Here is a 23,530-nt window from a genome sequence, read left to right as displayed (position 1 = left end):
TCGTTCTGTTGCCTGCTCCTGCTGCGCCGCCTCGATGTGGTGAGGCGTCCTCCGCTGCAGCGATGTCGCGGATTCCCGGAAAATCCAGCGTGTCATCTATCTATTGCGACTATCGGCGGCCGTGCAAGTCTTGCCCCAGCGGCAGGACGGCAAAGATTTGCCGTCGAAATCCTTCCCGCGATGCCAGCTCAGGCAATGCCGTCCGGTCATCTCGGTGGCGAAACCCAGGCTTGTGGATTTTTGGCTTACGATTGCTGCGATCAATGAAAAAATGCGGTCGTTAACAATCCCGTGATTAGCAGATTTTGCTATTTGTTTCTGCAGTTCGTCAAAGACCGAGAAATATTTTCTGCTTACGGTGGGGTAGGCAAACAGGGTGTTCCAAAGCCGGAAAAACGGTGCTTATATGCGCGCTTCGCGAGCCTATAGAGGGGCTTGGAAGAACATCAGGGAGTGCTCAATGAAAAAGAAACTGACTTTTGCAGCCGCGTTGCTGGCTGCAAGCGTCCTCGGCGGTGTGGCCAATGCCAAGACGCTGGTCTATTGCTCGGAGGCCTCGCCGGCCAACTTCGACCCGGGTACCACGACGGGCGGCAACGACTTCGACGCCTCGTCGCGCACCGTCTATTCGCGCCTGGTCGAGTTCAAGCATGGCGGCACCGAAGTTGTGCCCGGTCTCGCCGACAAATGGGAGATTTCGGACGACGGCCTGGTCTATACTTTCCACCTGCATCCGGGCGTGAAGTTCCAGACGACGGATTTCTTCAAGCCGACGCGTGATTTCAATGCCGACGACGTCGTCTTTTCGTTCGATCGCCAGTTCAACAAGGAAAACCCCTGGAACGGCGAGAAGTACCTGCCGAACCTGACCTGGGACTACTACACCGGCATGGACATGCCGAAATACGTCGCCAAGTGGGAAAAGGTCGATGACCTGACCGTGAAGCTGACGCTGACCGAGCCGAACGCGCCGATGCTGGCCAATCTCGGCATGGACTTCGCCTCGATCGTGTCGAAGGAATATGCCGACCAGCTGGAAAAAGACGGCAAGATGGCCGACTTCTCGACCAAGCCGGTCGGTACAGGTCCGTTCCAGTTCGTCGACTACCAGCTGGATTCGGTCATCCGCTATGCGGCCAACCCGGACTACTTCAAGGGCAAGGAAAAGATCGACGATCTCGTCTTCGCGATCACGCCTGACGCCACCGCCCGCATCCAGAAGGTGCTCGCCGGCGAATGCGATATCGCGCCCTATCCGAATCCTGCCGACATCGGCACGATCAAGGCCAACGCCGACGTGACCCTGATGGATCAGGCTGGCCTCAACATCGGCTATATGAGCTATAACACCACCATCCCGCCGCTCGACAAGCCTGAAGTGCGCCATGCGCTCAACCAGGCGATCGATCGGGAATCGCTCATCAAGTCGCTGTTCCAGGACGCCGGCGCCACGCCGGCCGTAAACCTGATCCCGCCGACCATGTGGTCGTGGAACAAGGACGTGAAGTCCGACGCCTATGATCCGGAAGCCGCCAAGAAGGTGCTGGCCGATGCCGGATTGAAGGAGATCCAGCTTTGGGCCTCCGACCGCGTCCGTCCCTACAACCCGAACTTCCAGCGCGCCGCCGAACTGATCCAGGCTGACTGGGCCAAGGTCGGCGTCAAGGCGGAAATCGTCAGCTACGAGTGGACGAAGTACCGCGAAGAAGGCAAGAAGAAGGAACGCCCGGGCGCCTTCCAGATCGGCTGGACCGGTGACAATGGCGATCCGGACAATTTCTTCGCCACGCTGTTCGCCTGCTCGGCTATCGGCGTGTCGAACTACTCCAGCTGGTGCGACAAGGACTTCGAGGATCTGATCCAGAAGGCCAAGAAGACCAGCGACCAGGCCGAACGCACCAAGCTCTATGAAGAGGCGCAGGTTGTCTTCCAGAAGCAGGCTCCGGCCTTCCTCATGGCACACAGCCAAGTCTACGCAGTCGTGCGCAAGAATGTCAGCGGCTTCATGATGGACCCGCTCGGCATTCATCGCTTCGACGGCGTCGACAAGGCCGAATAGAACTGTTAGGCGGGCGGCGCGCAATCAGGCGCCGCCCGCTTTTCAAGATGCTCCGATATCTCCTAAACAAAATCGTCTTGGTGCTGCCGACGCTGATCGGCATCACCATCTGCGCCTTCGCTTTCGTCAGGCTGCTGCCCGGCGATCCCATTCTTGCCATGGCCGGCGAGCATGGCGTGTCGCCCGAGCGTTACGCGGAACTGAAGGAACAGTTCGGCTACAATTTGCCGATCTGGGAGCAATACGCGCATTATGTCCGCGATGCCGCGACCGGTAATTTCGGCGTGTCGATTTCGTCCAAGCGGCCGGTCATCGAAGATTTCATGACGCTGTTCCCGGCAACCATCGAGCTCTCCGTCTTCGCCATGATCTTCGCCATGGTGCTGGCCATACCGGCCGGCATCATTGCTGCGGTCAAACGCGGCTCCTGGTTCGACCAGGGGCTGATGGGCACCGCCCTTGTCGGCTATTCCATGCCGATTTTCTGGTGGGGCCTGCTGCTGATCATCTTTTTCTCCGGCTATCTCGGCTGGACCCCGGTTTCAGGCCGCATCGGCCTTCAGTTCTTTATCAAGCCGATCACCGGCTTCCTGACCCTCGACAGCCTGCTCTACGGCAAATGGGATGCTTTCCGCTCGGCATTGAGCCACCTGGTGCTGCCGACAATTGTGCTCGGCACCATCCCGCTGGCGGTGATCGCGCGCCAGACGCGCTCGGCCATGCTCGAAGTGCTGGGCGAAGACTATGTGCGGACCGCCCGCGCCAAGGGCCTGTCGTCGTCCCGCGTCATCGGCGTGCATGCGCTGCGCAATGCGCTGATCCCGGTGGTCACCACCATCGGCCTGCAGGTCAGTACCCTGCTCGCCGGCGCCATTCTCACAGAAACCATCTTCGCCTGGCCGGGCATCGGCAAGTGGATGGTCGAATCCATATCCAAGCGCGACTATGTCGTCGTGCAGTCAGGCTTGCTGCTGATCGCCCTTATCGTCATGGCCGTGAACCTGATCGTCGACGTGCTTTATGCCGTCATCAACCCGCGCATCAGGGCGGCGTGATGAGCCAGTCGACCGAAATCGCCCCGATGGCCGCCGGCAACCCTGACCGACTGACCGGCTTCAGGACTTTCTGGCACTATTTCTCGGTAAACCGCGGCGCCGTCATCGGCCTGTTCGTCTTCATCCTTTTGGTGCTGGCCGCGCTCTTTGCACCGCTGCTCGCGCCCTATGCGCCCGACATCCAGGACAAGACCGCTTTCTTGCGTCCGCCGGCCTGGCAGGCAGGCGGCAGCATGGAATATCTGCTTGGCACCGACGCGGTCGGCCGCGACATGCTCTCGCGCCTGCTCTATGGCGCGCGTTTCTCGCTGCTCATCGGCGCCGTCGTGGTCACGCTGGCGCTTGTCGGCGGCATCACGCTCGGCCTTTTGGCTGGCTATTTCCGGGGCTGGGTCGACGTGGCGATCATGCGGGTCATGGATCTGATCCTGTCCTTCCCGTCGCTGCTCTTGGCGCTGGTTCTGGTCACCATCCTCGGCCCCGGCCTGTTCAACGCCATGCTGGCCATCGCGCTTGTCCTGCAACCCCACTTTGCCCGTCTGGTGCGCGCTGCCGTCATGGCCGAAAAGAGCCGCGAATATGTGGTCGCCGCCAAGGTCGCCGGCGCCGGCCATATAAGGCTTATGCTGCGCACCATCCTGCCCAACTGCCTGGCGCCGCTGATCGTGCAGGGCACGCTGTCCTTCTCCAACGCCATCCTGGAGGCGGCCGCTCTCGGCTTTCTCGGCCTTGGCGCCCAGCCGCCGACACCGGAATGGGGAACCATGCTCGCCTCGGCGCGTGAATTCATCCTGCGCGCCTGGTGGGTGGTGACCTTCCCCGGTCTGGCCATCCTCATCACCGTGCTTGCCATCAACCTGATCGGCGACGGTCTGCGCGATGCGCTCGATCCGAAGCTGAGGAGGTCGTAATGGCGCTGCTCGACATCCGCAATCTCGTCGTCGAGTTCCAGACCGCATCCGGCCCGTTCCGCGCGGTCGATGGCGTCTCGCTCCATGTGAACGAACGTGAAGTGCTGGCCATCGTCGGCGAATCCGGCTCCGGCAAGTCGGTGTCGATGCTGGCTGTGATGGGGCTGTTGCCGTGGACGGCGACGGTCACTGCCGACCAGATGAGCTTCAACGGTCGCGATCTTCTGAAGATGAGCCCGGCCGACCGTCGCAAGATCGTCGGCAAGGACATGTCGATGATCTTCCAGGAGCCGATGGCCAGTCTCAATCCGTGCTTCACCGTCGGCTTCCAGATCGAGGAAGTGCTGCGCTTCCATATGGGCATGGACAAGGCCCAGCGTCGCGAGCGCGCCATCGAATTGCTGACGCAGGTCGGCATTGCCGAGCCGGCCGAACGGCTGAACTCGTTCCCGCACCAGATGTCGGGCGGCCAGTGCCAGCGGGTGATGATCGCCATCGCCATCGCCTGCAATCCCAAGCTTCTGATCGCCGACGAGCCGACCACCGCGCTCGACGTTACCATCCAGAAGCAGATCCTCGACCTGCTGGTCTCGCTGCAGGTCAAATACGGCATGGGCCTGATCATGATCACCCACAATATGGGCGTCGTCGCCGAGACCGCCGACCGCGTCATCGTCCAGTACAAGGGCCGCAAGATGGAAGAGGCCGACGTGCTGTCGCTGTTTGAATCGCCGAAGAGCAATTACACCCGCGCGCTTTTGTCGGCGCTGCCGGAAAATGCCGTCGGCGACCGGCTACCGACCGTCTCGGACATGCTGTTCGAACCGGCTGCCGGGGGCGTCTGATGAGCATCAAGGTCGTCGAAGGCAAGGACATCGTGCGCGACTATCACGTCGGCGGCGGCCTGTTTCGCGGCGCGCGCACCGTGCATGCGGTCAAGGGCGTCTCGTTCAGCGTCGACAAGGGCAAGACGCTGGCCATCGTCGGTGAATCGGGCTGCGGCAAGTCAACGCTGGCGCGCATCATCACGCTGATCGATCCGGCAACGTCGGGCGAACTGTTCATCGACGGCAACAAGGTCGACATCGCAAGGAACGGCCTGACCAGGGAGATGCGCCGCAAGGTGCAGATCGTCTTCCAGAACCCTTACGGATCGCTCAATCCGCGCCAAAAGATCGGAGATGTGCTGGGCGAGCCGCTGCTCATCAACACCGACAAGCCGGCCGAAGAGCGGCGCGACCTCGCCATGAGGATGCTGAAGAAAGTCGGCCTCGGAACCGAGCACTACAATCGCTATCCTCACATGTTCTCGGGCGGCCAGCGCCAGCGCATCGCCATTGCCCGCGCGCTGATGCTGAACCCGAGCCTGCTGGTGCTTGACGAACCGGTCTCCGCGCTCGATCTTTCGGTGCAGGCGCAGGTGCTCAACCTGCTCGCCGACCTGCAGGACGAATTCCAGCTGACCTATGTCTTCATCAGCCACGATCTGTCGGTCGTGCGCTACATCGCCGACGATGTGATGGTGATGTATTTCGGCGAAGCCGTCGAATACGGCTCGCGCGAGGAGGTCTTCGCCGACCCCAAGCACAACTACACCAGGACGCTGTTCGCCGCGACGCCGCGCGCCGACGTCGCCTCGATCAAGGCGCGGCTGGCGAAGAAGAAGGCCGCCTGACCTCTCACCGAGAATTGTTTTTGAACAATCGGAAATGCGTCGCGGCGGTGGTTTGCCGGCAGGATTGATCGCGATCTGCGAGCTGCCGGGCGTAAGCCGCGTCGCAGGTTGGGGTGCGCCCCATCACTCACCCGCTCCGTGCTGGTAAAGCTCGTCCATGCTGAGCATTGCCAGGGTTGCGAAGGGGGCCTGTTTTTTCACCCGACCGCGGCTCAAGATCACCACGTCGTCGCAGAACGATATGGTGCTGTAATGATGACTGATGACAATGGTGGTGCGGCGGCCGGCCCGCGATTTCAGCGTCTCGACAATAGCGGCTTCTGACAACCCATCCACCGCACTGGTGGCTTCGTCGAGGATGAGAATATCGGGATCGCGCACCAGCGCCCGCGCCAGGGCGATCCTTTGCCTTTGTCCGGCTGACAGGTTGATGCCCCGGTATCCGACCAGCGTCGCGTAACCCTGCGGCAGGTGCTCGATGAATTGATGTGCCTCGGCCAGCCTTGCGGCGCGCATGGCGTCGCTGGCCGAGGCCGTGTCGTAGCCGTAGATAATGTTTTCAAAAATGGTGCCATCGACCAGTTCCAGCTCCTGACTGGCCAGGGCAATGTTCCGCCGCCACTGGCTTGGGTCGACTTCATCGAGCGGTGCCCCATCGACGAGGATCCTGCCGCTGTCGGGTTTGACGAAGCGGCACAGGAGATTGACGATCGTCGTCTTGCCGGCGCCCGAGCGGCCGATCAGCGCAGTCGAGCGGCCGCTGCGGATGTCGAACACCGCCTTATGCAGCACCGCCTCGCGCGCGTCGGGGGCTGACAGGGGACCGGAATAGGCGAAGCTCACATCATCGAAGCTGATCCCTTGGCGCAAGCCGTCGAACGGCAGGCTGCCCTGCGGCGCCTCGGGCTTGTCGGAAGGATCGAGCAGCCATTGTACCTCCTCCAGCGAGCCGCTCATGCCTTGCAACTGACTCCAGGACATCTGCAAGGCGCGCATATGCGGCTGCAGTCGGTAGAGCAGGATGAGGAAGGCGACGGTCAGCGGGAAGCTTACATTCGCCAGCCAGGCTCCGATCACCACCGCCAGGAACAGCATCGCGTGCAACACCTCGGTCAGTGGCGGCAAGACGCCCTGGCGGATTGAAAGCACGAAAGCCGCCCGCCGCACCCCGTCGGACGCTTTGGCGAAGACCGCCTTTTCGCGGTTCTCCTGCCCGAAGATGCGAATTAGGCGCCCGGCATGCACCAGATGCAGCATCTGCGACGCCAGTGCGCTGTTGCGCGAGACGACGCTGCGGCTCGGCGCCTTCAGATTGGACGACAAAACCCCGTGCGCCAGTTGGACGAGCGCCAGCCCTAGCGTCACCAGCAGCGTCATCTGCCAAGAGAGGAGCAGGAGGAAGGCGAGCAGGATGACGGCGGCCGAGGCACTGACGATCGCGCCGAGCAGGGCCTGGATAGCGTCGGATGCTCGCCAGGATTCGTTGGAGATGATGTTGAGCAGCCGCCCGGGGCTTTGCTGCAGGAAAAAGGGGTAGCCGACCCTGAGCAACTGCTCCGACAGTGCGCTACGGATCGAATAACCTGCCTTGCCGTAGATGTAGCTGGTCAGCAGCGTGTTGGCGAAGGCAAAGACATTTTTCAGTACGATCGAACCGAGGATCGCGGCCGAAATGGCGATCAGCCGCTGGCGCTCGCCGAGGTCCGCTCCAACCTGCTGGAGGAGGGCGGAGAAACCGGCCATGCCTGATGTTTCGCCACGTCCCATAATGATGCCAAGCAGCGGAATGATGAGACCGATGCCGAGGCCTTCCAGCGCGGCGCCTGCAAGCCCGAGCCCCACCACGACGGGAACGAGCCGCAACAGCCTGCCACCAAGCGCGCGGCGCAGCATTGGCAGGGCTGACGGAATCAGTGACATTATCGCGCTCTGGCCTCCGCGTTGGCTTCGCTGGCTTGTCGGTCGTGGCGCAGCGGCAGCCGTTTTGGCCATCCCATCATGACGAGCAGCGCAAATCTGGCGGCACCTGCCAGATTCATAACGACAATAGGCCAGTGCGACAGATCGAGGTCGCGGTCAAAGCGAGGACGGCCCGCCAGTTCCCTGAACGCGGCCCGCGCGGACCAATAGACATGGCGAAGCAGCCAAGGGGCGTGGCGGACATGTTTCAGGCACAGCGCACCATTACCGAGGCTATAGTCGCGGTGCAGCCTGTCGATCGATTTGCGGTCTCGCCGGCCGTGATGATGCAAGACCGTCATGTCGGGCACATACTCGACCGGCATGCCGAGCAGCATCGCCCGCACGAGATAATCAGTATCTTCAGCCGAGCGTAGCGGGCCGCCAGCGCCGAAGCGTTCGTCGAACGACCCGATGCGGGCCGCGACGTCGCGGTGCATGGTCATGTTGCAGCCGAGCACGAAGCCGCCGGGGTGGACCGCCGGGGTCAGCCGCTCGCTTGCCTCGTAGAGCTTTATGGTGAAGGGCAGGTCCCGGGCATCACCGAGCTCGACCCGGCCGCCGCGGATCAGCCACTTCTCGCCACTCCGGTAGTGCCGCTCCAGGTCGCGGAGATAGTCGCGGTCGAGCTTGCAGTCGTCGTCGACGAAGACCAGCACGCGGCCTCGCGCTCGCGCCAATCCGGCATTGCGGGCAGCGGCTAGTCCGGGGCGAGTCTCCGAGACGGCTGTGACTGGGATGTCGGAAGTTTCGGCGATAGCGGCCAGCCGCTTTGACGTGCCGTCCCGTGAACCATTATCGACCACCACCAACTCTGCCGCGAAGGTGGCGTGCACCCGGCATGCCGCCTGGATCGAGGCTATGCAAGCCTCCAGCACAGCGGCGCGGTCGCGCGTGCAGACGATGAAACTGACCTCGAGCGACGGCCGCTCCGATCGGGGAGATGTCGGGACAGGCGCACTCGCAAACTGGTGATCGCGCAGGAGCGGGTGGGGCCTGTCGGTCATACCAGTCCCCGCTGATAACGCGCAAGCACCGCTTCGGCCGGCGTGGTTTTGAAGAAGTAGGCCACCGCGTCCGCCCGCTTTCCGGCCCTTATCGAGAGCAGGCTGAGCCAAGGCGCCCAGACGCCGGGACGCAGCGCATATTGTTCGCGGCGCCGGATGAAATTCCATCTCGCCGTCCGCGTGAGCAATTCGTGGGTCAGCGGCGGTTCTCCTTCGTCGCCGACGAGTTGGTAGAGGAAATAGAACAGGTTCAGCGCGCCTGCCTCGAAGCTTGGCCGTGTGTCGGTCGGCAGCTCGGAAATCCGCTCTTCGAGCGCACGGATGAAATCGGCTGCGCGCGAAACCGTGTCGAAAGAGACGGCCTCGCCGATGTCGCGCAGATCCGCTGTGGTTTCCGCAAGCCCCTCACGCTCGAGATTTTCGGCCACGATCCGCAAATGCGTCCTGCGCATTTCCTTGGCATGCCGCATGGTCACGCTTCCCGCATGGATGCGATAGACGAGCAGGCTATCGGGCAATATGGTCGCCGGGAAACGGCCGGCAAGCCGTCTGAAGAGATCGAAATCCTCGGCATGCCTATACTTTGGATCGTAATAGAGATCGTTGTTCCCAATAACCTTCCTGTTATAGATCACCGTCGGATGTAAGAATATCGTAAAGAACATCGACAATATGTCGAGCCGGCCGAGCCGGAACACCGGGTCTAGCCTGCCTTTGGCGATACGGCCGTGAAGCAAGGTATCGACGCAGGCGCCGCAGAAGCCGAGATCGGGCCGCCGCTCGAACAGTGCGACCTGGCGCGAGAGGCGCCGGGGATAGGCGACATCGTCCGCATCCATTCGCGCAACAAGCTCGCCCTGGGCCAGTCGTAGCCCTTCATTGAGGGTGGCGACGAGGCCGCGGTTCTCACGCGAGATGACAGAAACGCGATTGTCTGCCCGGCGGTATCGTTCGAGAATCTCGAGCGAGTTGTCAGTCGATCCGTCATCGATAGCGATGACCTCCAGGCGATCGTAGTCTTGCCGCAGAATGCTCTCCAGCGCAGCGGTGAGATAAGGCCCGGCATTGTAGACCGGCAGCAGGACGGAGACGAGCGGCGCGGTGGTCATCTCTGTGCATCCGTTCGCCGGAGTTCGAGTGCGGCGCGGCCATCGGGGGATCCGCCGGGATAGGCGTCCGCCGCCCTGCCGAGCCAGCCGGCATCGCCAGAGCGTGCCTGGGAGCGGCGGCGCGCTACATAGGGGAAGCGGCGCTTGAGGCCGTTGAGCGGCTTTTCGAAAGCCGTCCACGAGATCGAAGCGACGGCGATCGTGGCGGCGCTCGCGACCAGGAAACGCCCTGGCCCCTGCTCCGAGACATTGAGCGGGATCCAGGGCTGTGACTTGACGGCGAGCGACAGAAGGATCGGATGGTAAAGATAGACGCCGTAGCTGATGCGGCCCAGTGACAGCAGCGGTGGCAGTTCGAAAACCCTGCCGAGGACGCCGCCAAGGCCGGCTGAACAGACGGCCACAACGGCCACCAGCGGCACTAGGGGCAGGATCTGCAGCAACGCCCAGCGGGCCCATTCCAGCATAGGATCGGCCGGCGCAGGGATAAGCCACTCAATCGCCAGGAAGACAGCCGCAAGGGCTGGCCAGCCTAGCCGCATCCATTGCGGCAGGCCGGCGCCTCTGGTCCGCCGGCAGGCAAGCAAAGCACCAAACGCCAGCGCGTCCATCGATGCTGGCGGCAGCAGGTCGCGCGCTAGCGCCGGGGTGGCGGTGATCGGCCAGTAGAAGCGATAGGCCAGCGACAACAGGATGACGCCGATAGTGATCGCTTCCACCCGCCGGCGGGGTGCGAGAAGCACGACCAGCGGCCAGGCGATATAGAACTGCTCCTCGATGCTCAGGCTCCAGAAATGGCAGAGTAGCCAGGGCGTCCATTCGTTGCGCAGCGCGTACCAAAAATTCGACAGGTAAAGCGCATGCCAGACGAGCGAGCCACTGGACTGCTCCAGATCGGTCAGCCAGACGAACCCAAGCACGGCGAAATAGGGCGGGAATATGCGCAGCGCGCGCCTGATGTAGAAGGAACTCAATGCAGGGCCGGCTTTGAATTCGGCCGCGGCGCGCGCTTCGAGCAGCAGTCGTGTGATCAGGAAGCCGCTCAGCACAAAAAAAAGCCGCACCCCGATGTGGCCCCAAAAGGAGGAGCCGTTGGGTGCAAGGAAATGGGAATAGAGAACCATCGTGACAGCGATGGCGCGCAGAGCGTCCAACTGATTGTCACGCGCGACCGCCATCAGCCATTTCCGCCGGTCTGAAATCTCCGATGAAGCCAGCGGCCCTGCATTCCGGGCCTCAGGTCGAGGCCTGCCAGCGTCGAGAGTGCGCCGAAAACAACAAACCCGCGCCTTTTGCGCGGGGCAGCCTCGAAATCGGTGCTGGCCAGCGAAAAATTCAAGCTGATCAACTTGGCGGAATCCTCCACGGCGCACTTCCCAGTACCAAATCCCCCAAGAAATGGTGCAACCGGGTAATGGTGCAGTGCAACACAAAATATCTATCGAGCTGTAATATTTGTGTGAGTTAGTGCTAAAAATGGGTATGATTTGCGAGTGCGTTGCGTCGCTGAGGGTTTTTCACGTCCGCAATGCTGTACGAGAAGTGGTACCATGTCAGAAAAGACACGGTTTAATTACACAACTATAATCCGGAGTGTCTGATATAGGTCAAAATTGACGAAGATTATTCTAAGGTAGTGGTTTTGTATCTTATAAATTATGCTTGTAGTGTCGGGTTCTCTAGGTTGTCGATCTTGCGCGATGCAGCATAGTCGATGGTCAAGCGTCTGACGACGCAATCCTGTGGCGGCGGCCATATGGCGCATGTCGACGAGGCAGACAGGAAGTGCCGGTGTTGGCGTAGGGAGTGACGTGCATTAGCCTTGCACCTGCCGTCACGCTTGCGTCGGATGGAGAACTGGTGCCGCTTAGGTGACTCGAACACCTGACCCCATCATTACGAATGATGTGCTCTACCAACTGAGCTAAAGCGGCCCGGGAAGCGCGAGGTTCCAGGATCGGCTGGGTGATAGACTCAACCGGCCGCTAATTCAAGATGGGCAACCGCGATTTCGAGCCGGCATCCGGCAATTCGTCCCGGCATTTTCCATTGGCGCGCAATGAGCCACCGCCTCATTTGCTTTTTCGGCTACGCGGAGACGTCGCGGTGGACTGCGCACAAACTGCCCGGCAAGGCGGCAAAACCGACTGATTTTATTGCCAAAACGCATCGAAATGGGCCTTGAACAGGCCTGTAAGGCAGAATGCGGGCGCTCGCCCGTTGATTGATTGGTCTCCTGCGGCTAACGATCATGGCAATGTAAGCGAACGGACAGGGGAAATTCGCTTGGACGCGATCGAAAAAGCGATCCGCAACGCCTTCGAGAAAGGCAACGCCGAGGACCGGGCATTTCGCGAGAGGGTCTATCGGTCGGCTTTCGCGGCGCTCGACCGCGTGCTCCAGGCCAATCCCGGCGTGACGGTGGAAGCCGCCATCAAGCGCCGCAAGGCGGTCCAGGAAAAGATCGCCGAGATCGAATCCGAATTCCTGCCCGCGGTCCCCGATGTCGCCGCGCCCACGCAGAGCGCCGCGCCGACGCAGAGCGCTGCGCAGACACAAGATACCGCGCTGCCGCAACGCGTTGCGCAGCCGCAAGACGCCGTACAGGGCGCCGCCGAAGCGCCCGCGGTCGATGCCCCGACAGGTGTCGCGGCCGGACCGTCGCCGGCGATCGTCGTTGATGAACCGGTTCAGCCCGAGGCATCCGACGCGCCGCGTTCGCGCGTGCTGCCGGTCGTCCCCGACATCATGCCTGACGCCACGCTGCCCGGCGCCCCGGCGATCGATATGGCCGATTCCGCGCCGGCCGAGGCCGCGGCGGAAGTGGCGCCTGATCGCGATGAAAGGCGGATAAGGGGCCGCCGCCTGCCGCTGACGGCGATCTTCTTTGGCGTGACGTTGCTCGCCGCCGCCGGCATCGGCCTCTATTTCGCCGTGCAGACCGGGGTGTTCAAGACGCCGGCGCAGCTCGACACGGCGCCGCCCGAAGCGCCGCCGACCGTCGACGATGACGACTTCACGCCGCCTGCCGGTACAACTGAGCCGCAGCAGCCTGGCGCGCCGCAGCAGCCTGGTGTCGCCGAACAGACGCGCGACTGGATCAACGTGTTTACACCCACCGATCCAACGCATGTGGCGACCCCGTCCGACGCCAAGGCCGATGTCGTGCAGGACGACACCGGCTCCTTCCTGCGCATCCGCTCCGGTGCTTCCGGCTCGGCCATCAGCTTCGATGTCGGGCAGGGCGTGCTGGAGAAGCTTGCCGGCAAACATGCCGTGTTCGACATCGTCGCCCGCGCCGAGGACGGCAAGGACACGCAGATCTCCGTCGACTGCAATTTCGGCGATCTCGGCGACTGCGGCCGCAAGCGCTATGCGGTCGGCCAGCAGCGTAACGAATATCTGTTCGACGTGAAATTCCCCGACAAGCCCCCGGGCGCCGCCGGGAGCATCGCCATCAACTCCGACTTCGACAAGCAGGGCAAGGCGGTCGACATCTACGAGATCCGCGTCTCGATCGAACCGTAGGTCCCGGTGCCCGGTGGTCACAGCCTGGATTTGCGGGCGCGGCTCCTGCCAGCTAAATCATCGCTTTGGGGCTGTGCAGGACGCCCCAGGCCGGGGCGGAGTCCAGCGCGCCGAAGTCGCCTGCCGCAATCTCCCGGCAGATGGTCAGCAGCGCTCCGCCGGCAGCGCGGGCGAGCGATCCACCGACGCTGATCCGCCGCACACCGGCTTGCGCAATCTGGTCGAGGGTCAACCCGGAGACACCCTGGCCGATCACATGATTGACGGGAGTTTTGACTGAGCGGCAAAGCTTTTCGAGGGACGCCAGGTCCGGCACACCCGGCGCATAGAGAACCTCAACGCCGACAGCCTCGAATGTCCTGAGGCGGCGAATGGCCTCTTCGAGATCATAAGCGCCTTTGCCGAGGCCGTCGGCGCGGGCAGTCAGCACGATGTTGTATTTTCGCGCGGCCTCTGCGGCGGCGGCTATCCGCGCCACCGCGTCGTCAAAATCGCGTATCGGCAGATCGGAATTCGGCTGCCGATCCTCGATGGACAGCCTGCCAGTCCAGCCTCGGCCGCCAGCCGAACGGTCTCGGGAACACCCTCGGGCGTGTCTTCGTACCCGTCCTCGAGATCGGCGGTAACGGGAACATCGGTCGAGGCGGCGATATCGGCGGCATAGGCCAGGCTCTCGGCGCGGCTGACGTCCAGCGCTCCGTCTTTCCTGCCTTTCGAGAATGCGTAGCCCGACGATGTCGTCGCCAGCGCCTTGAAGCCGAGACCCGTCATCATCCGCGCGCCGGCTATGTCCCACGGATTGGGGATCACGAAGCAGCCGGATTTGTGAAGAGCACGAAATCGTTCAACCTTGTCGGATCGGGAAATCATCTACGCTCCTGCCTGGGTTGGTACTCCCGGTTCGGAATTAAGTCTAGCGATCAAGCAGCGCCTGCAGCGTCTCGATGCGGTCGGCTTCGGCGGTCGGCTTGTCCCAGCGCAGCCGTGAGATGCGGGGAAATCGCATCGCAACGCCGGATTTGTGGCGGGTCGAACGGTTGAGACCTTCGAAAGCCACCTCCAGCACCAGGCCTTGGCTGCGGTCGGCGCGCACCGAGCGCACCGGGCCGAAACGCTCGACGGTGTTGTCGCGGACAAATTTGTCGATCTGCTTCAGCTCCTCGTCGGTGAAGCCGAAATAGGCCTTGCCGACCGGCACCAGTTCCTCCGCGCCTTCCGGCCCCGACCAGACGCCGAACGTATAATCGGAGTAGAAGCTGGACCGCTTGCCATGGCCGCGCTGCGCATACATCAGCACAGCATCGACCGTGTGCGGATCGCGCTTCCACTTGAACCACGGGCCTTTCGGCCGTCCCGCGAGATAGGGCGAATCCCAGCGCTTCAGCATCACGCCTTCGATGATCGGGTGCGGCGGCGCGCGGCGCAGTTCCTCCAGCGTTTGCCAATCCGGGAATTCGACGAACGGCGACAGATCGAAACGGTGCGGGTCCAGCGTTGTGATGAAGGCCTCAAGACGGGCCCGCCGCTCGCGGAAAGGTAGCGCGCGCAAATCTTCGCCGTTGATCTGCAGCGCATCGTAGCAGCGCATGAATGCCGGGTATTGCTGCTGTATCTTCGGGGCCACGCTCTTGCGATTGAGCCGCTGTTGCAGGTCCGAAAAGGTGCCGGTCGCCACCGGCTCGCCGACCAGCAATTCACCATCGAGCGCGGCGGAAAAATCCATTGCCTGGGCGAGATCGGGGAATGCGCCGGACACATCGTCGCCGGTGCGCGAATAGAGCCGGCGCACGCCGCCCTCGCACACCGCCTGAACGCGGATGCCGTCCCATTTCCATTCCGCGGCATAGTCGGCCGGATCGAGCTTTTCGAGGTCGCCGTCGCCGACCGGGTTCGACAGCATCACCGGACTGAACAGGGCAAGTGCGGTCCGCTTCGGCTTCTCGGCCTTGCCTTCCAGCCACGCGAACAGCGAGATATAGGGCGGTGTCAGCCCGTGCCACAGCTCCTCGATCTCGGCGACATCGACCTTGCCGAAATCGGCCAGCGCCTGTTTGGCCAGCCGCGCCGAAACGCCGATACGCAAGCCGCCGGTGACGAGCTTGATGATGGCAAAGCGCGCCGAAATGCCGGCGCTGTCGAGCAGCCCGGCCAGCACCTTGGGTCCGTCCGAGCGGCTCGCCGCCTGCAGCTTCGCCACGACATCGCCAAGCGTCGGCTCCCGGTTGGGGATATGTCCCGGCGTCTGCGGCCAAACCAGCGAGACGGTTTCGGCAAGGTCGCCGACATAGTCGTAGGAATAGCCGAACAGCACCGGATCCATGCGCTCGGTGACCAGCGTGCGCAGCATCGCCGGCTTCACCGCCGCAATGTTGAGGTCGCCAGTGATCGCCGCCAGTGCCAGCCCGCGGTCGGGGTCCTCGACGCTGCGGAAATAATCGACGAGCAGCGTCAGCTTGCCATTGCGCGACGGCGTCAGCACCAAGCGGTCGAGGAGTTCGGCAAAGCGGTTCATGGATGCAAGGACCGCGTTGACGGCAGAGGTTTGCGTTCTGGCGCACCCCCCTCTGTCCTGCTGGACATCTCCCCTGCAAGGGGGGAGATTGGCAGCCTTGATCTTGCCGCCCATCTTGCGAGGTTGGCGATTGGCGAAAGCGGAGGTGACATCTGATCTCCCCCCTTGCGGGGGAGATGGCCGGCAGGCCAGAGGGGGGTGGGAAGGATCGCCGCGCCGGCGATTTCTGGATCAAAAATCACCATCAATCGCCCTCGTCCTCATATCCCACCAGGTGCAGTGGCCTGGCGGCGATGCCTTCCAGCTCGCACCAGCGCACCAGCGCTTCCTCGCGGCCGTGCGTCACCCAGATTTCGCCGGCGCCCGTCTCCTTGACGGTAGCGGTCAGTTCATCCCAGTCGGCATGGTCGGAAATGATCAGCGGCAGTTCGACGCCGCCTTGCTTGGCGCGCTGGCGGATGCGCATCCAGCCCGAGGCGAAGCATGAGATCGGGTCGGGAAAGCGCCGCGCCCAGCGGTCGGCGAAGGCCGATGGAGGGCCGACAACGATGGCCCCGGTGAAATCCTGCTTGCCGCCGCTGTCGACGGTTGCCGGCTCCAGCGTGCCGAGGTCGATGCCCTGGCTCTGGTAATATTCGCTGAGCTTGGCCAGCGCGCCGTGGATATAGATCGGCCTGTCATAACCGGCATCGCGCAGCAGCCGCATCACCCGCTGTGCCTTGCCCAGCGCATAGGCGCCGACCAGATGCGATCGCTCGGGAAACTGCGCCGCCGATTTGAGCAGCCGGGCGATCTCCTCCGTGTCGGGCGGATGGTGAAACACCGGCAGGCCGAAGGTCGCCTCGGTGATGAAGACGTCGCATTGGACCGGTTCGAACGGTGCGCAGGTCGCGTCCTTCTGGCGCTTGTAGTCGCCGGAGGCGACGATGCGCCTGCCCTTGTGCTCGACCGCGATCTGCGCCGAGCCCAGCACATGGCCGGCCGGATGGAAGGTGACGCTGACATTGTTCAGCGCCATCGCTTCGCCAAGCACGGCCGCTTGCGTTGTCCCGGCAAAATCCTCGCCATAACGCAACCCCATAATGTCGAGCGTCTGCTGCGTCGCCAGCACCGAACGATGGCCGGATCGGGCATGGTCGGAATGGCCATGCGTGATCAACGCCCGGTCGACTGGCCGCACCGGGTCGATGAAGAAATCGCCGGATGGGCAATAAAGGCCTTCAGGCCGGGGATGGAGCAGGTCGCTGGCGCGCATCCAGTCAAGATAGTGGCTAATTCCAGCGCGGGAAGCCTGTTGCAAGAGACTGCTGACTCGGCCTACAGCCAGCCACCGGCCGCATCAGCCGGCGGGGCCATCGCCATGCAACCGCTGAAAATCTCGTCCGGCGACCTGACCGCCGACCGTCGCGCCGACTATGCCGAGATGCTTTTCGGCTCGGGCGAGCACGCGGCAGCGGCGGAGCTGCTGCTCGGCGCGCTGGAACTGGCGCCGCAATGGGCGGCGGGCTGGTTCCGTCTTGGCGAGATGCAGGAGACAGCCGAGCGGCTCGACGTGGCGGCTCAAGCCTGGGCGACGGCGCTGAAACTGGACCCGGCGGATCGCCTGGGTGCTGCGCTGAAGCTGCAACTCATCGGCAAGGCGCCGGCTGCCGCAGCGCCACCCAGCGCCTTCGTCGAGACGCTGTTCGACCACTATGCCGAGACTTTCGAGGACTCGCTGGTCGACAAGCTCGGCTACCGGCTGCCGGAGTTTCTCGATCGCGCCATTCGCGCGGCAAGACCGGGCCGCTTTTCGCTGGCGCTCGATCTCGGTTGCGGCACCGGTCTGATGGGCGAGAAACTGCGGCCGGTCGCCGAACGGCTGGAGGGCTACGATATCTCCGCCGCCATGCTGCAAAAGGCCCGCTCCAAGGGCGTCTACGACCTGCTCGCCAAGGCCGATCTGCAGCATTTTGCCTATGCCGGGCCGAAAGCCGATCTGGTGGTGGCGGCCGACGTGTTCATCTATGTCGGCGCGCTCGATCGCGTGGTGAAGACCGTCGCCGGCATTCTGGCCACCAATGGCCTGTTTGCCTTTTCCGTCGAAACGCCAGCCAAGGGCGGGGCGGGCGGCGACGCCGGTTTTGCGCTGCAGCCGTCTCGTCGCTACGCCCATTCTCAAGCCTATGTCGAGCGGGTGCTTGCCGCAAACGGCCTGTCGGTGCTGTCGATGCAGCCGACCGTCATCCGCTGGGATCGCCGCCAGCCGGTCGGCGGGCTTGCCGCGCTGGCGGTGCCCTCGTCCAAGGGTTGATGTCTCGTCTTGTTCGAAAACGTGAATAGGATTTTTGCGGCTGGCGCGGCATCAGGTAGGATACAAGCCGGGAAAAGCCCTCGGCAGGCATTGAGGAGGAACACATGCGCTGGAACATGATGGTCTTGGTGTCTTGCCTGGCAATGACCGGCTGCATGGGCAGTTCGATGTCGGAGCGGCAGGACCAGGACGTGCAATCGTCGCTGCAATATGACAACGTGCCTTGCGACCAGTTGCTGGCGCAGCGCAACGAACTGGCGCAGCAATACCATCTATCGACGGACGCCAAGCCGAGCTTCTCCAATCCAGCGATGGGCTTCGGCCCGTTCACGCCGGATATGCGCTCCAAAAGCAAGCGCGATACTGATCTGGCAAGTGGCAAGATCGACGCCATGAACCGCTCGATCGTCCGCCGCGACTGCGGCAAGCCCAACAAGCAGAAGAAGTTCACCCTGCCGAGCTGAACCTGAACTTCCTCAGTACCCCGCCTTGCGGTCGACCACGTTATCAAGCTTTTCGCCGCGCTCGAAGGCATCCATCTGCCGCAACATGCTCGGCGCCAGGTGGACAGGGTCGGAGGTCGCCGCCGCGTGCGGCGTCACGAACACTTTCGGGTGACTCCAAAGCGGACTGGTCTTCGGCAGCGGCTCGACCTCGAACACGTCGAGGCTCGCCTCCTTCAGCGTGCCGTCGTCCAGCGCTCGCAAGATGTCGGCGTCCTTCTGCAGCCGGCCGCGCCCGGCATTGATCAGCACCGAGCCGCCGAGGCCGTTTCGCTTGCGCAATTCCTTCAGCACGCCGTAATTGATGATGCCGTGCGTGTCCGGCGTCAGCGGCAACAGCACCACCAGTATGTCGGTGGCGTTGAGGAAGGGGATCAGCCCGGCCTCTCCGGCATAGGTCGCAACGCCTTTCATGGCCTTGTCGCTGCGCGACCAGCCATTTACGGCAAAGCCGAGCGACAACAGCACCGACGCCGCGGCGCGGCCGAGATTGCCGAGCCCCATAATGCCGACCGAGATGTCACCGGCCGGCCGCTGCGGCGGTTCGTGCCAGGTCTTCTTCGGCTGCTGCGCACGATAGAGCATGCCCTGGCGGTGATGGTCGAGCACGCGCCAGACGACATATTCGGTCATGTACTGCGTCAGGTTGTCAGCGACCACTTTGACGATCGGCACATCGGGCAGGCCGGGATCGGCGAAGATATGGTCGACGCCGGCCCCGATCGAGAAGATTGCGCGTAGATTCGGCAGCGATTTCAAGAGGTTCGGCTTCTGCTTCCACACCACCGCATAGGTGATCGACGGGTCAGAGGCGCCGTCCGGCTCCAGCACCACTTCGCGCTCGGCCGACAGCAGCTCGCGCCAGCGCTGCGGATGAAAGCCGGTGACGGCAAGCAGGATTTTGCCTTTTTCCATTTGCGGATTGTATTCCCTGTTATTCGCTAACGATACCGACTGGCGCCGTCTCGATCTTGAACGCGGCCGAGATCAGCGCCTTCGTATAGTCGGTCTGCGGGCGCTCGAAAATCTGTTCGGAAGGGCCGGCTTCGACGATCTTGCCATTGCGCATGACGATGACGTCATTGGCAAGGGCGCGAATGACTTTCAGATCGTGGCTGATGAACAGATAGGCAAGGTCGTGCTTGGCCTGCAGATTGCGCAAGAGGTCGACCACCTGTGCCTGCACGCTCATGTCGAGCGCCGAGGTCGGTTCGTCCAGCATGACGAAGCGCGGATTGAGCACCATGGCGCGCGCAATGGCGACGCGCTGGCGCTGACCGCCGGAGAATTCATGCGGATAGCGGTTCCTGGTCGCCGGATCGAGCCCGACCTCCTTCAGCACGGCGACGACCTTGTCGTCGCGTTGGTCGGGCGACAGCTTCGGCTCGTGGATCTTCAAGCCTTCCTCGATGATCTCCGAGACCGACATGCGCGGGCTGAGCGAGCCGAACGGGTCCTGGAAAACGATCTGCAACTCGCGGCGCAGCGGCCGCATGGCGTTGAAGGAAAGCTGGTTGATGTCGCTGCCATTGAACTGGATGGTGCCGGTCGATGAGATCATCCGCGCCAGCGCCAGGCCGAGCGTCGTCTTGCCGGAGCCGGATTCGCCGACGACGCCGAGCGTCTGGCCGGCGCGTACGGTGACGTCGATTCCGTCAACTGCCTTCACATTGTCGACGGTGGTGCGAAAGAAACCCTTCTTGATCGGGAACCAAACCTTGATGTCCTTGCCGGTCATCACAGGCTTGGCGGCGTCGTTGGCGGCCGGCGGCTTGCCTTTCGGCTCGGCGGCCAACAGGTGCTTGGTATAGGCGTGTTGCGGGTTGGCGAAGATGTCCCTGGTCGGCCCGGTCTCGACGATCTTGCCTTTGGTCATCACGCAGACGCGGTCGGCGATCTTTCTGACAATGCCGAGATCATGGGTGATGAACAGCATTGACATGCCCTTGCGGCTCTTCAGCCCCGCCAGCAATTCGAGGATCTGCGCCTGCACGGTGACGTCGAGCGCCGTCGTCGGTTCGTCGGCGATCAGCAGTTCCGGTTCGTTGGCCAGCGCCATGGCGATCATGACGCGCTGCCGCTGGCCGCCGGACAATTGGTGCGGATAGGCGTCGAGCCGCTTTTCCGGTTCGCGAATGCCGACCTCGTTGAGCAGCGCCAGCGTGCGCGCCTTGGCCTGGCGGTCGCCCATGCCCTGATGCAGCGCCAGGATCTCGACGATCTGCTGCTCGATCGTGTGCAGAGGATTGAGCGAGGTCATCGGCTCCTGGAAGATCATGGTGATCTTGTTGCCGCGCACGCTGCGCAACTGCTTTTCGTTCATCGCCAAAAGGTCGGCGCCCTGGAACAGGATCTTGCCCGAGGGATGGCTGGCCGTCGGGTAGGGCAGCAGCTTCAGAACCGACAGCGCCGAGACCGATTTGCCGGAACCGGATTCGCCCACAAGCGCCACCGTCTCGCCCTTGGCGAGATCGAAGGAGATGTGGTCGACGGCTATCGACTGGTTGCCGCCTTGCGTGAAGGCAACGCTGAGATCGCGGACCGAGAGCAGGGGCTCGCTCATCGGAACGCCTTGCGCGGATCGAACGCATCGCGCGTCGCCTCGCCGATGAACACCAGCAGCGACAGCATCAGCGAGATGACGATGAAGCCCGATATACCGAGCCAGGGGGCATTGAGGTTACTCTGCGCCTGTTTTAGCAGTTCACCGAGCGACGCGGTGCCGGGCGGCAGGCCGAAGCCGAGATAGTCGAGCGAGGTCAGTGTCGAGATCGAGGCGCTGACCAGGAAAGGCATGAAGGTCAGCGTCGCCACCATGGCATTAGGCAGAAGATGGCGCAGCATGATGGTGCGGTTGGACACACCAAGCGCGCGGGCCGCGTTGACATATTCGAAGTTGCGTGCGCGCAGGAATTCGGCGCGCACCACGCTGACAAGCGACGTCCAGGAGAACAGCAGCATCAGCCCGAGCAGGATGAAGAAGCCCGGCGGCAGGATGGCGGCGACGATCAGCAGCAGATACAGCAGCGGTATCGCCGACCAGATTTCTATGAAGCGTTGAAAGAGAAGGTCGGTCCAGCCGCCGAAATACCCTTGCAGCGCGCCGGCGGCGACGCCGATAACCGACGAACCCGCAGTCAGGATCAACCCGAACAGCACGGAAATCCTAAACCCGTAGATGATGCGCGCCAGCACGTCGCGCGCCTGGTCATCGGTACCCAGCCAGTTCCAGTTGCCGACAATGCAGTCAGGATCGGCAGCGCCTTGCGGATATTGGCTGCATCGCCTCTGCGCGTCGTATTCCCATGACGGTTTTGCGGGAGCGGCGTCGGGGATCGCATTGTTGACGGTGCGGTAGGAATAGCGGATTGGCGGCCAGATCATCCAGCCATTGGCGTTGATCTCGTCGCGGATGACCGGGTCGCGATAGTCGGTGACGGCGTAGAAGCCGCCGAATTTTTCCTCGGGGTAGGCGACCGCCACCGGGAACAGGATCTCGCCTTTGTAGTAGGCGACGATCGGCCTGTCGTTGGCGATCAGTTCGGCAAACAGCGACAGCACGAACAGAGCGAGGAATATCCACAACGACCAGTAGCCGCGCCGGTTGGCCTTGAAGTTCTGCCAGCGCCGCTTGTTGAGCGGCGACAGCCAGGGGCGGGCGATCCTTGTCGGTGTGATCTCGGCTGCAGCCTGCGTCATCAGACGTCTCTCCGCTCGAAATCGATGCGCGGATCGACCCATGTGTAGATCAGGTCGGACAACAGCGTCACGAACAAACCAAGCAGCGAAAATATATAGAGGTTGGCGAACACGACCGGATAGTCGCGCGCCAACACGGACCTGAAACCGAGCAGCCCGAGACCGTCGAGGGAAAAGATGTTCTCGATCAAAAGCGAGCCGGTGAAGAAGGCCGAGATGAAGGCCGCTGGAAAGCCGGCAATGACGATCAGCATTGCGTTGCGGAACACATGTCCGTAAAGCACCCGCCGCTCCGACAGGCCCTTGGCACGGGCCGTCACCACATACTGTTTGCGTATCTCTTCCAGGAAGGAGTTCTTGGTCAGCAGCGTCGTCGTCGCGAAGGCCGACAGCACCAGCGCCGTCAGCGGCAAGGTCATGTGCCAGAAATAATCGACGATCTTGTCGGGCCACGACAATTGGTCCCAATTGTCGGAGACGATGCCGCGCAGTGGGAACCAGTCCCAGAAGGAGCCGCCCGCGAACAGCACCATCAGCAATATGCCGAACAGGAAGGCCGGTATGGCATAGCCGACGATGATCACGCCGCTGGTCCAGACGTCGAAGGCGGAGCCGTCCTTGACCGCTTTGCGGATGCCAAGGGGGATCGAGATCAGATAGGACAACAGCGTGATCCACAGCCCAAGCGAGATCGACACCGGCATCTTCTCCAGGATCAGGTCAAGAACCGAGATGTCACGGAAATAGCTGTCGCCGAAATCGAAGCGGGCATAGTTCCACAGCATCATGCCGAAGCGTTCGAGCGGTGGTTTGTCGAAGCCGAACTGCTTTTCCAGCTTCTTGATGAATTCCGGATCGAGCCCTTGCGCGCCGCGATACTTCGAGCCGACGTCACCGGCCACATCGAAATTGCCGCCGCCTCCTGCATCGCCGCCGCCGCTGCCGAGGCGGTCGCTGCCGCCCTGGTTGGTCAGGCTGGCGATGACCTGCTCGACCGGTCCACCCGGTGCGAATTGAGTGACGACGAAAGCAACCGCCATGATGCCGAACAGGGTCGGTATCATCAGCAGGATACGGCGCAGTATGTAGGCGCCCATCAGCTTTCACCCTCCCCCTTGTGGGGAGGGTCGATCCGCGAAGCGGAGCGGGGTGGGGGTAGTCTCGATCCGGCGTACGCCGTCACACCCCCACCCCGGTTCGCCATTCGCGCTGCGCACGAA

At 62.7% G+C, this 23,530-nt stretch carries 19 protein-coding genes, 1 tRNA gene and 1 pseudogene; 8 read left to right on the top strand and 13 right to left on the bottom strand.

Going from position 1 to position 23,530, the window contains the following annotated elements:
- Positions 1 to 460: 460 nt before the first annotated feature.
- From X733_RS150685 to X733_RS150705, 5 genes are read left to right on the top strand one after another with little or no spacing between them, the layout of a single operon-like run.
- Positions 461 to 2,059, top strand: coding sequence for an ABC transporter substrate-binding protein (locus tag X733_RS150685; protein WP_023669491.1), 1,599 nt, complete (start codon positions 461 to 463; stop codon positions 2,057 to 2,059).
- Positions 2,060 to 2,106: 47 nt separating this feature from the next.
- Positions 2,107 to 3,114 carry an ABC transporter permease subunit gene (locus X733_RS150690; protein ID WP_023703511.1) on the top strand — a complete coding sequence of 336 codons (1,008 nt, stop codon included), beginning with the start codon at positions 2,107 to 2,109 and terminating at the stop codon, positions 3,112 to 3,114.
- A 26-nt stretch (positions 3,115 to 3,140) separates the two neighbouring features.
- Positions 3,141 to 4,025, top strand: a complete 885-nt coding sequence (locus X733_RS150695) for an ABC transporter permease subunit (protein ID WP_050485757.1) — start codon at positions 3,141 to 3,143, stop codon at positions 4,023 to 4,025.
- Positions 4,025 to 4,870, top strand: a complete 846-nt coding sequence (locus X733_RS150700; RefSeq protein ID WP_023692618.1) for an ABC transporter ATP-binding protein — start codon at positions 4,025 to 4,027, stop codon at positions 4,868 to 4,870. Before X733_RS150695 ends, X733_RS150700 begins: the two co-directional genes overlap by 1 nt.
- Positions 4,870 to 5,700 carry a dipeptide ABC transporter ATP-binding protein gene (locus X733_RS150705; RefSeq protein WP_023682050.1) on the top strand — a complete coding sequence of 277 codons (831 nt, stop codon included), beginning with the start codon at positions 4,870 to 4,872 and terminating at the stop codon, positions 5,698 to 5,700. Before X733_RS150700 ends, X733_RS150705 begins: the two co-directional genes overlap by 1 nt.
- A gap of 123 nt (positions 5,701 to 5,823) precedes the next feature.
- Here X733_RS150705 and X733_RS150710 read toward each other — a convergent pair whose 3' ends face one another.
- The 6 genes from X733_RS150710 to X733_RS150735 form a co-directional block, all read right to left on the bottom strand.
- Positions 5,824 to 7,620: an ABC transporter ATP-binding protein gene (locus X733_RS150710; RefSeq protein WP_031193310.1), complete on the bottom strand. Its 1,797-nt coding sequence runs from the start codon at positions 7,618 to 7,620 to the stop codon at positions 5,824 to 5,826.
- Positions 7,620 to 8,666: a glycosyltransferase gene (locus X733_RS150715; RefSeq protein WP_023699437.1), complete on the bottom strand. Its 1,047-nt coding sequence runs from the start codon at positions 8,664 to 8,666 to the stop codon at positions 7,620 to 7,622. Before X733_RS150715 ends, X733_RS150710 begins: the two co-directional genes overlap by 1 nt.
- Entirely contained in the window at positions 8,663 to 9,775 is a 1,113-nt protein-coding gene (locus X733_RS150720; RefSeq protein WP_023682047.1) for a glycosyltransferase, read from the bottom strand. The genes X733_RS150715 and X733_RS150720 overlap by 4 nt, the downstream gene beginning before the upstream one ends.
- Complete coding sequence (locus X733_RS150725; RefSeq protein WP_023736161.1) at positions 9,772 to 10,953, bottom strand: acyltransferase; 1,182 nt, start codon at positions 10,951 to 10,953, stop codon at positions 9,772 to 9,774. The genes X733_RS150720 and X733_RS150725 overlap by 4 nt, the downstream gene beginning before the upstream one ends.
- Positions 10,953 to 11,141: a hypothetical protein gene (locus tag X733_RS150730; RefSeq protein WP_023736160.1), complete on the bottom strand. Its 189-nt coding sequence runs from the start codon at positions 11,139 to 11,141 to the stop codon at positions 10,953 to 10,955. Before X733_RS150730 ends, X733_RS150725 begins: the two co-directional genes overlap by 1 nt.
- Before the next feature lie 492 nt (positions 11,142 to 11,633).
- Positions 11,634 to 11,709 (bottom strand) — tRNA-Thr (locus X733_RS150735).
- A gap of 352 nt (positions 11,710 to 12,061) precedes the next feature.
- On the opposite strand from X733_RS150735, the gene X733_RS150740 reads away from it, so the two are divergent.
- The gene (locus X733_RS150740) at positions 12,062 to 13,303 is read left to right on the top strand and encodes a hypothetical protein (RefSeq protein ID WP_023736159.1); all 1,242 of its coding nucleotides are present in this window, start codon (positions 12,062 to 12,064) and stop codon (positions 13,301 to 13,303) included.
- 52 nt (positions 13,304 to 13,355) lie between these two features.
- On the opposite strand, the pseudogene X733_RS1000000170815 reads toward X733_RS150740, so the two are convergent.
- The 3 genes and pseudogenes from X733_RS1000000170815 to X733_RS150750 form a co-directional block, all read right to left on the bottom strand.
- A pseudogene (locus X733_RS1000000170815) lies at positions 13,356 to 14,173 on the bottom strand (isocitrate lyase/phosphoenolpyruvate mutase family protein).
- A gap of 43 nt (positions 14,174 to 14,216) precedes the next feature.
- Positions 14,217 to 15,815 (bottom strand): cisplatin damage response ATP-dependent DNA ligase, encoded by a 1,599-nt coding sequence (locus tag X733_RS150745; RefSeq protein WP_023692612.1) that lies wholly within the window; start codon positions 15,813 to 15,815, stop codon positions 14,217 to 14,219.
- A gap of 244 nt (positions 15,816 to 16,059) precedes the next feature.
- Positions 16,060 to 17,070, bottom strand: a complete 1,011-nt coding sequence (locus X733_RS150750; protein WP_023725791.1) for a ligase-associated DNA damage response exonuclease — start codon at positions 17,068 to 17,070, stop codon at positions 16,060 to 16,062.
- 105 nt (positions 17,071 to 17,175) lie between these two features.
- On the opposite strand from X733_RS150750, the gene X733_RS150755 reads away from it, so the two are divergent.
- On the top strand, positions 17,176 to 18,108 hold the full coding sequence (locus X733_RS150755) for a methyltransferase domain-containing protein (protein WP_023818846.1): 933 nt from the start codon (positions 17,176 to 17,178) through the stop codon (positions 18,106 to 18,108).
- A 104-nt stretch (positions 18,109 to 18,212) separates the two neighbouring features.
- Positions 18,213 to 18,572, top strand: a complete 360-nt coding sequence (locus X733_RS150760; RefSeq protein WP_023669505.1) for a hypothetical protein — start codon at positions 18,213 to 18,215, stop codon at positions 18,570 to 18,572.
- 12 nt (positions 18,573 to 18,584) lie between these two features.
- Here the strand turns inward: X733_RS150760 and X733_RS150765 are convergent, their stop codons facing one another.
- Genes X733_RS150765 through X733_RS150780 form a run of 4 tightly spaced genes read right to left on the bottom strand, consistent with a single transcriptional unit; the run spans position 18,585 to position 23,407 of the window.
- Positions 18,585 to 19,526 carry a glyoxylate/hydroxypyruvate reductase A gene (locus tag X733_RS150765; RefSeq protein WP_023669506.1) on the bottom strand — a complete coding sequence of 314 codons (942 nt, stop codon included), beginning with the start codon at positions 19,524 to 19,526 and terminating at the stop codon, positions 18,585 to 18,587.
- Between the two features lie 19 nt (positions 19,527 to 19,545).
- The gene (locus X733_RS150770) at positions 19,546 to 21,174 is read right to left on the bottom strand and encodes an ABC transporter ATP-binding protein (protein ID WP_023818845.1); all 1,629 of its coding nucleotides are present in this window, start codon (positions 21,172 to 21,174) and stop codon (positions 19,546 to 19,548) included.
- Positions 21,171 to 22,310 carry an ABC transporter permease gene (locus X733_RS150775; RefSeq protein WP_023682037.1) on the bottom strand — a complete coding sequence of 380 codons (1,140 nt, stop codon included), beginning with the start codon at positions 22,308 to 22,310 and terminating at the stop codon, positions 21,171 to 21,173. Before X733_RS150775 ends, X733_RS150770 begins: the two co-directional genes overlap by 4 nt.
- The gene (locus tag X733_RS150780; protein WP_023669509.1) at positions 22,310 to 23,407 is read right to left on the bottom strand and encodes a microcin C ABC transporter permease YejB; all 1,098 of its coding nucleotides are present in this window, start codon (positions 23,405 to 23,407) and stop codon (positions 22,310 to 22,312) included. Before X733_RS150780 ends, X733_RS150775 begins: the two co-directional genes overlap by 1 nt.
- Between the last annotated feature and the right edge of the window lie 123 nt (positions 23,408 to 23,530).

The sequence above is a fragment of the Mesorhizobium sp. L2C066B000 genome, from assembly GCF_000502335.1.
In the GTDB taxonomy this organism is placed as follows: domain Bacteria; phylum Pseudomonadota; class Alphaproteobacteria; order Rhizobiales; family Rhizobiaceae; genus Mesorhizobium.
The sequence above is the reverse complement of the archived record's forward strand: the minus strand, read 5'-3'. Positions and strand labels throughout refer to the sequence as shown.

Bases quoted from the DNA above. Each gene is read 5' to 3' on its own strand.
- X733_RS150685 (WP_023669491.1), top strand. From the start codon at position 461: ATGAAAAAGAAACTGACTTTTGCAGCCGCGTTGCTGGCTGCAAGCGTC.
- X733_RS150690 (WP_023703511.1), top strand. From the start codon at position 2,107: ATGCTCCGATATCTCCTAAACAAAATCGTCTTGGTGCTGCCGACGCTG.
- X733_RS150695 (WP_050485757.1), top strand. From the start codon at position 3,141: ATGGCCGCCGGCAACCCTGACCGACTGACCGGCTTCAGGACTTTCTGG.
- X733_RS150700 (WP_023692618.1), top strand. From the start codon at position 4,025: ATGGCGCTGCTCGACATCCGCAATCTCGTCGTCGAGTTCCAGACCGCA.
- X733_RS150705 (WP_023682050.1), top strand. From the start codon at position 4,870: ATGAGCATCAAGGTCGTCGAAGGCAAGGACATCGTGCGCGACTATCAC.
- X733_RS150710 (WP_031193310.1), bottom strand. From the start codon at position 7,620: ATGTCACTGATTCCGTCAGCCCTGCCAATGCTGCGCCGCGCGCTTGGT.
- X733_RS150715 (WP_023699437.1), bottom strand. From the start codon at position 8,666: ATGACCGACAGGCCCCACCCGCTCCTGCGCGATCACCAGTTTGCGAGT.
- X733_RS150720 (WP_023682047.1), bottom strand. From the start codon at position 9,775: ATGACCACCGCGCCGCTCGTCTCCGTCCTGCTGCCGGTCTACAATGCC.
- X733_RS150725 (WP_023736161.1), bottom strand. From the start codon at position 10,953: ATGGCGGTCGCGCGTGACAATCAGTTGGACGCTCTGCGCGCCATCGCT.
- X733_RS150745 (WP_023692612.1), bottom strand. From the start codon at position 15,815: ATGAACCGCTTTGCCGAACTCCTCGACCGCTTGGTGCTGACGCCGTCG.
- X733_RS150750 (WP_023725791.1), bottom strand. From the start codon at position 17,070: ATGCGCGCCAGCGACCTGCTCCATCCCCGGCCTGAAGGCCTTTATTGC.
- X733_RS150755 (WP_023818846.1), top strand. From the start codon at position 17,176: ATGCAACCGCTGAAAATCTCGTCCGGCGACCTGACCGCCGACCGTCGC.
- X733_RS150760 (WP_023669505.1), top strand. From the start codon at position 18,213: ATGCGCTGGAACATGATGGTCTTGGTGTCTTGCCTGGCAATGACCGGC.
- X733_RS150765 (WP_023669506.1), bottom strand. From the start codon at position 19,526: ATGGAAAAAGGCAAAATCCTGCTTGCCGTCACCGGCTTTCATCCGCAG.
- X733_RS150770 (WP_023818845.1), bottom strand. From the start codon at position 21,174: ATGAGCGAGCCCCTGCTCTCGGTCCGCGATCTCAGCGTTGCCTTCACG.
- X733_RS150775 (WP_023682037.1), bottom strand. From the start codon at position 22,310: ATGACGCAGGCTGCAGCCGAGATCACACCGACAAGGATCGCCCGCCCC.
- X733_RS150780 (WP_023669509.1), bottom strand. From the start codon at position 23,407: ATGGGCGCCTACATACTGCGCCGTATCCTGCTGATGATACCGACCCTG.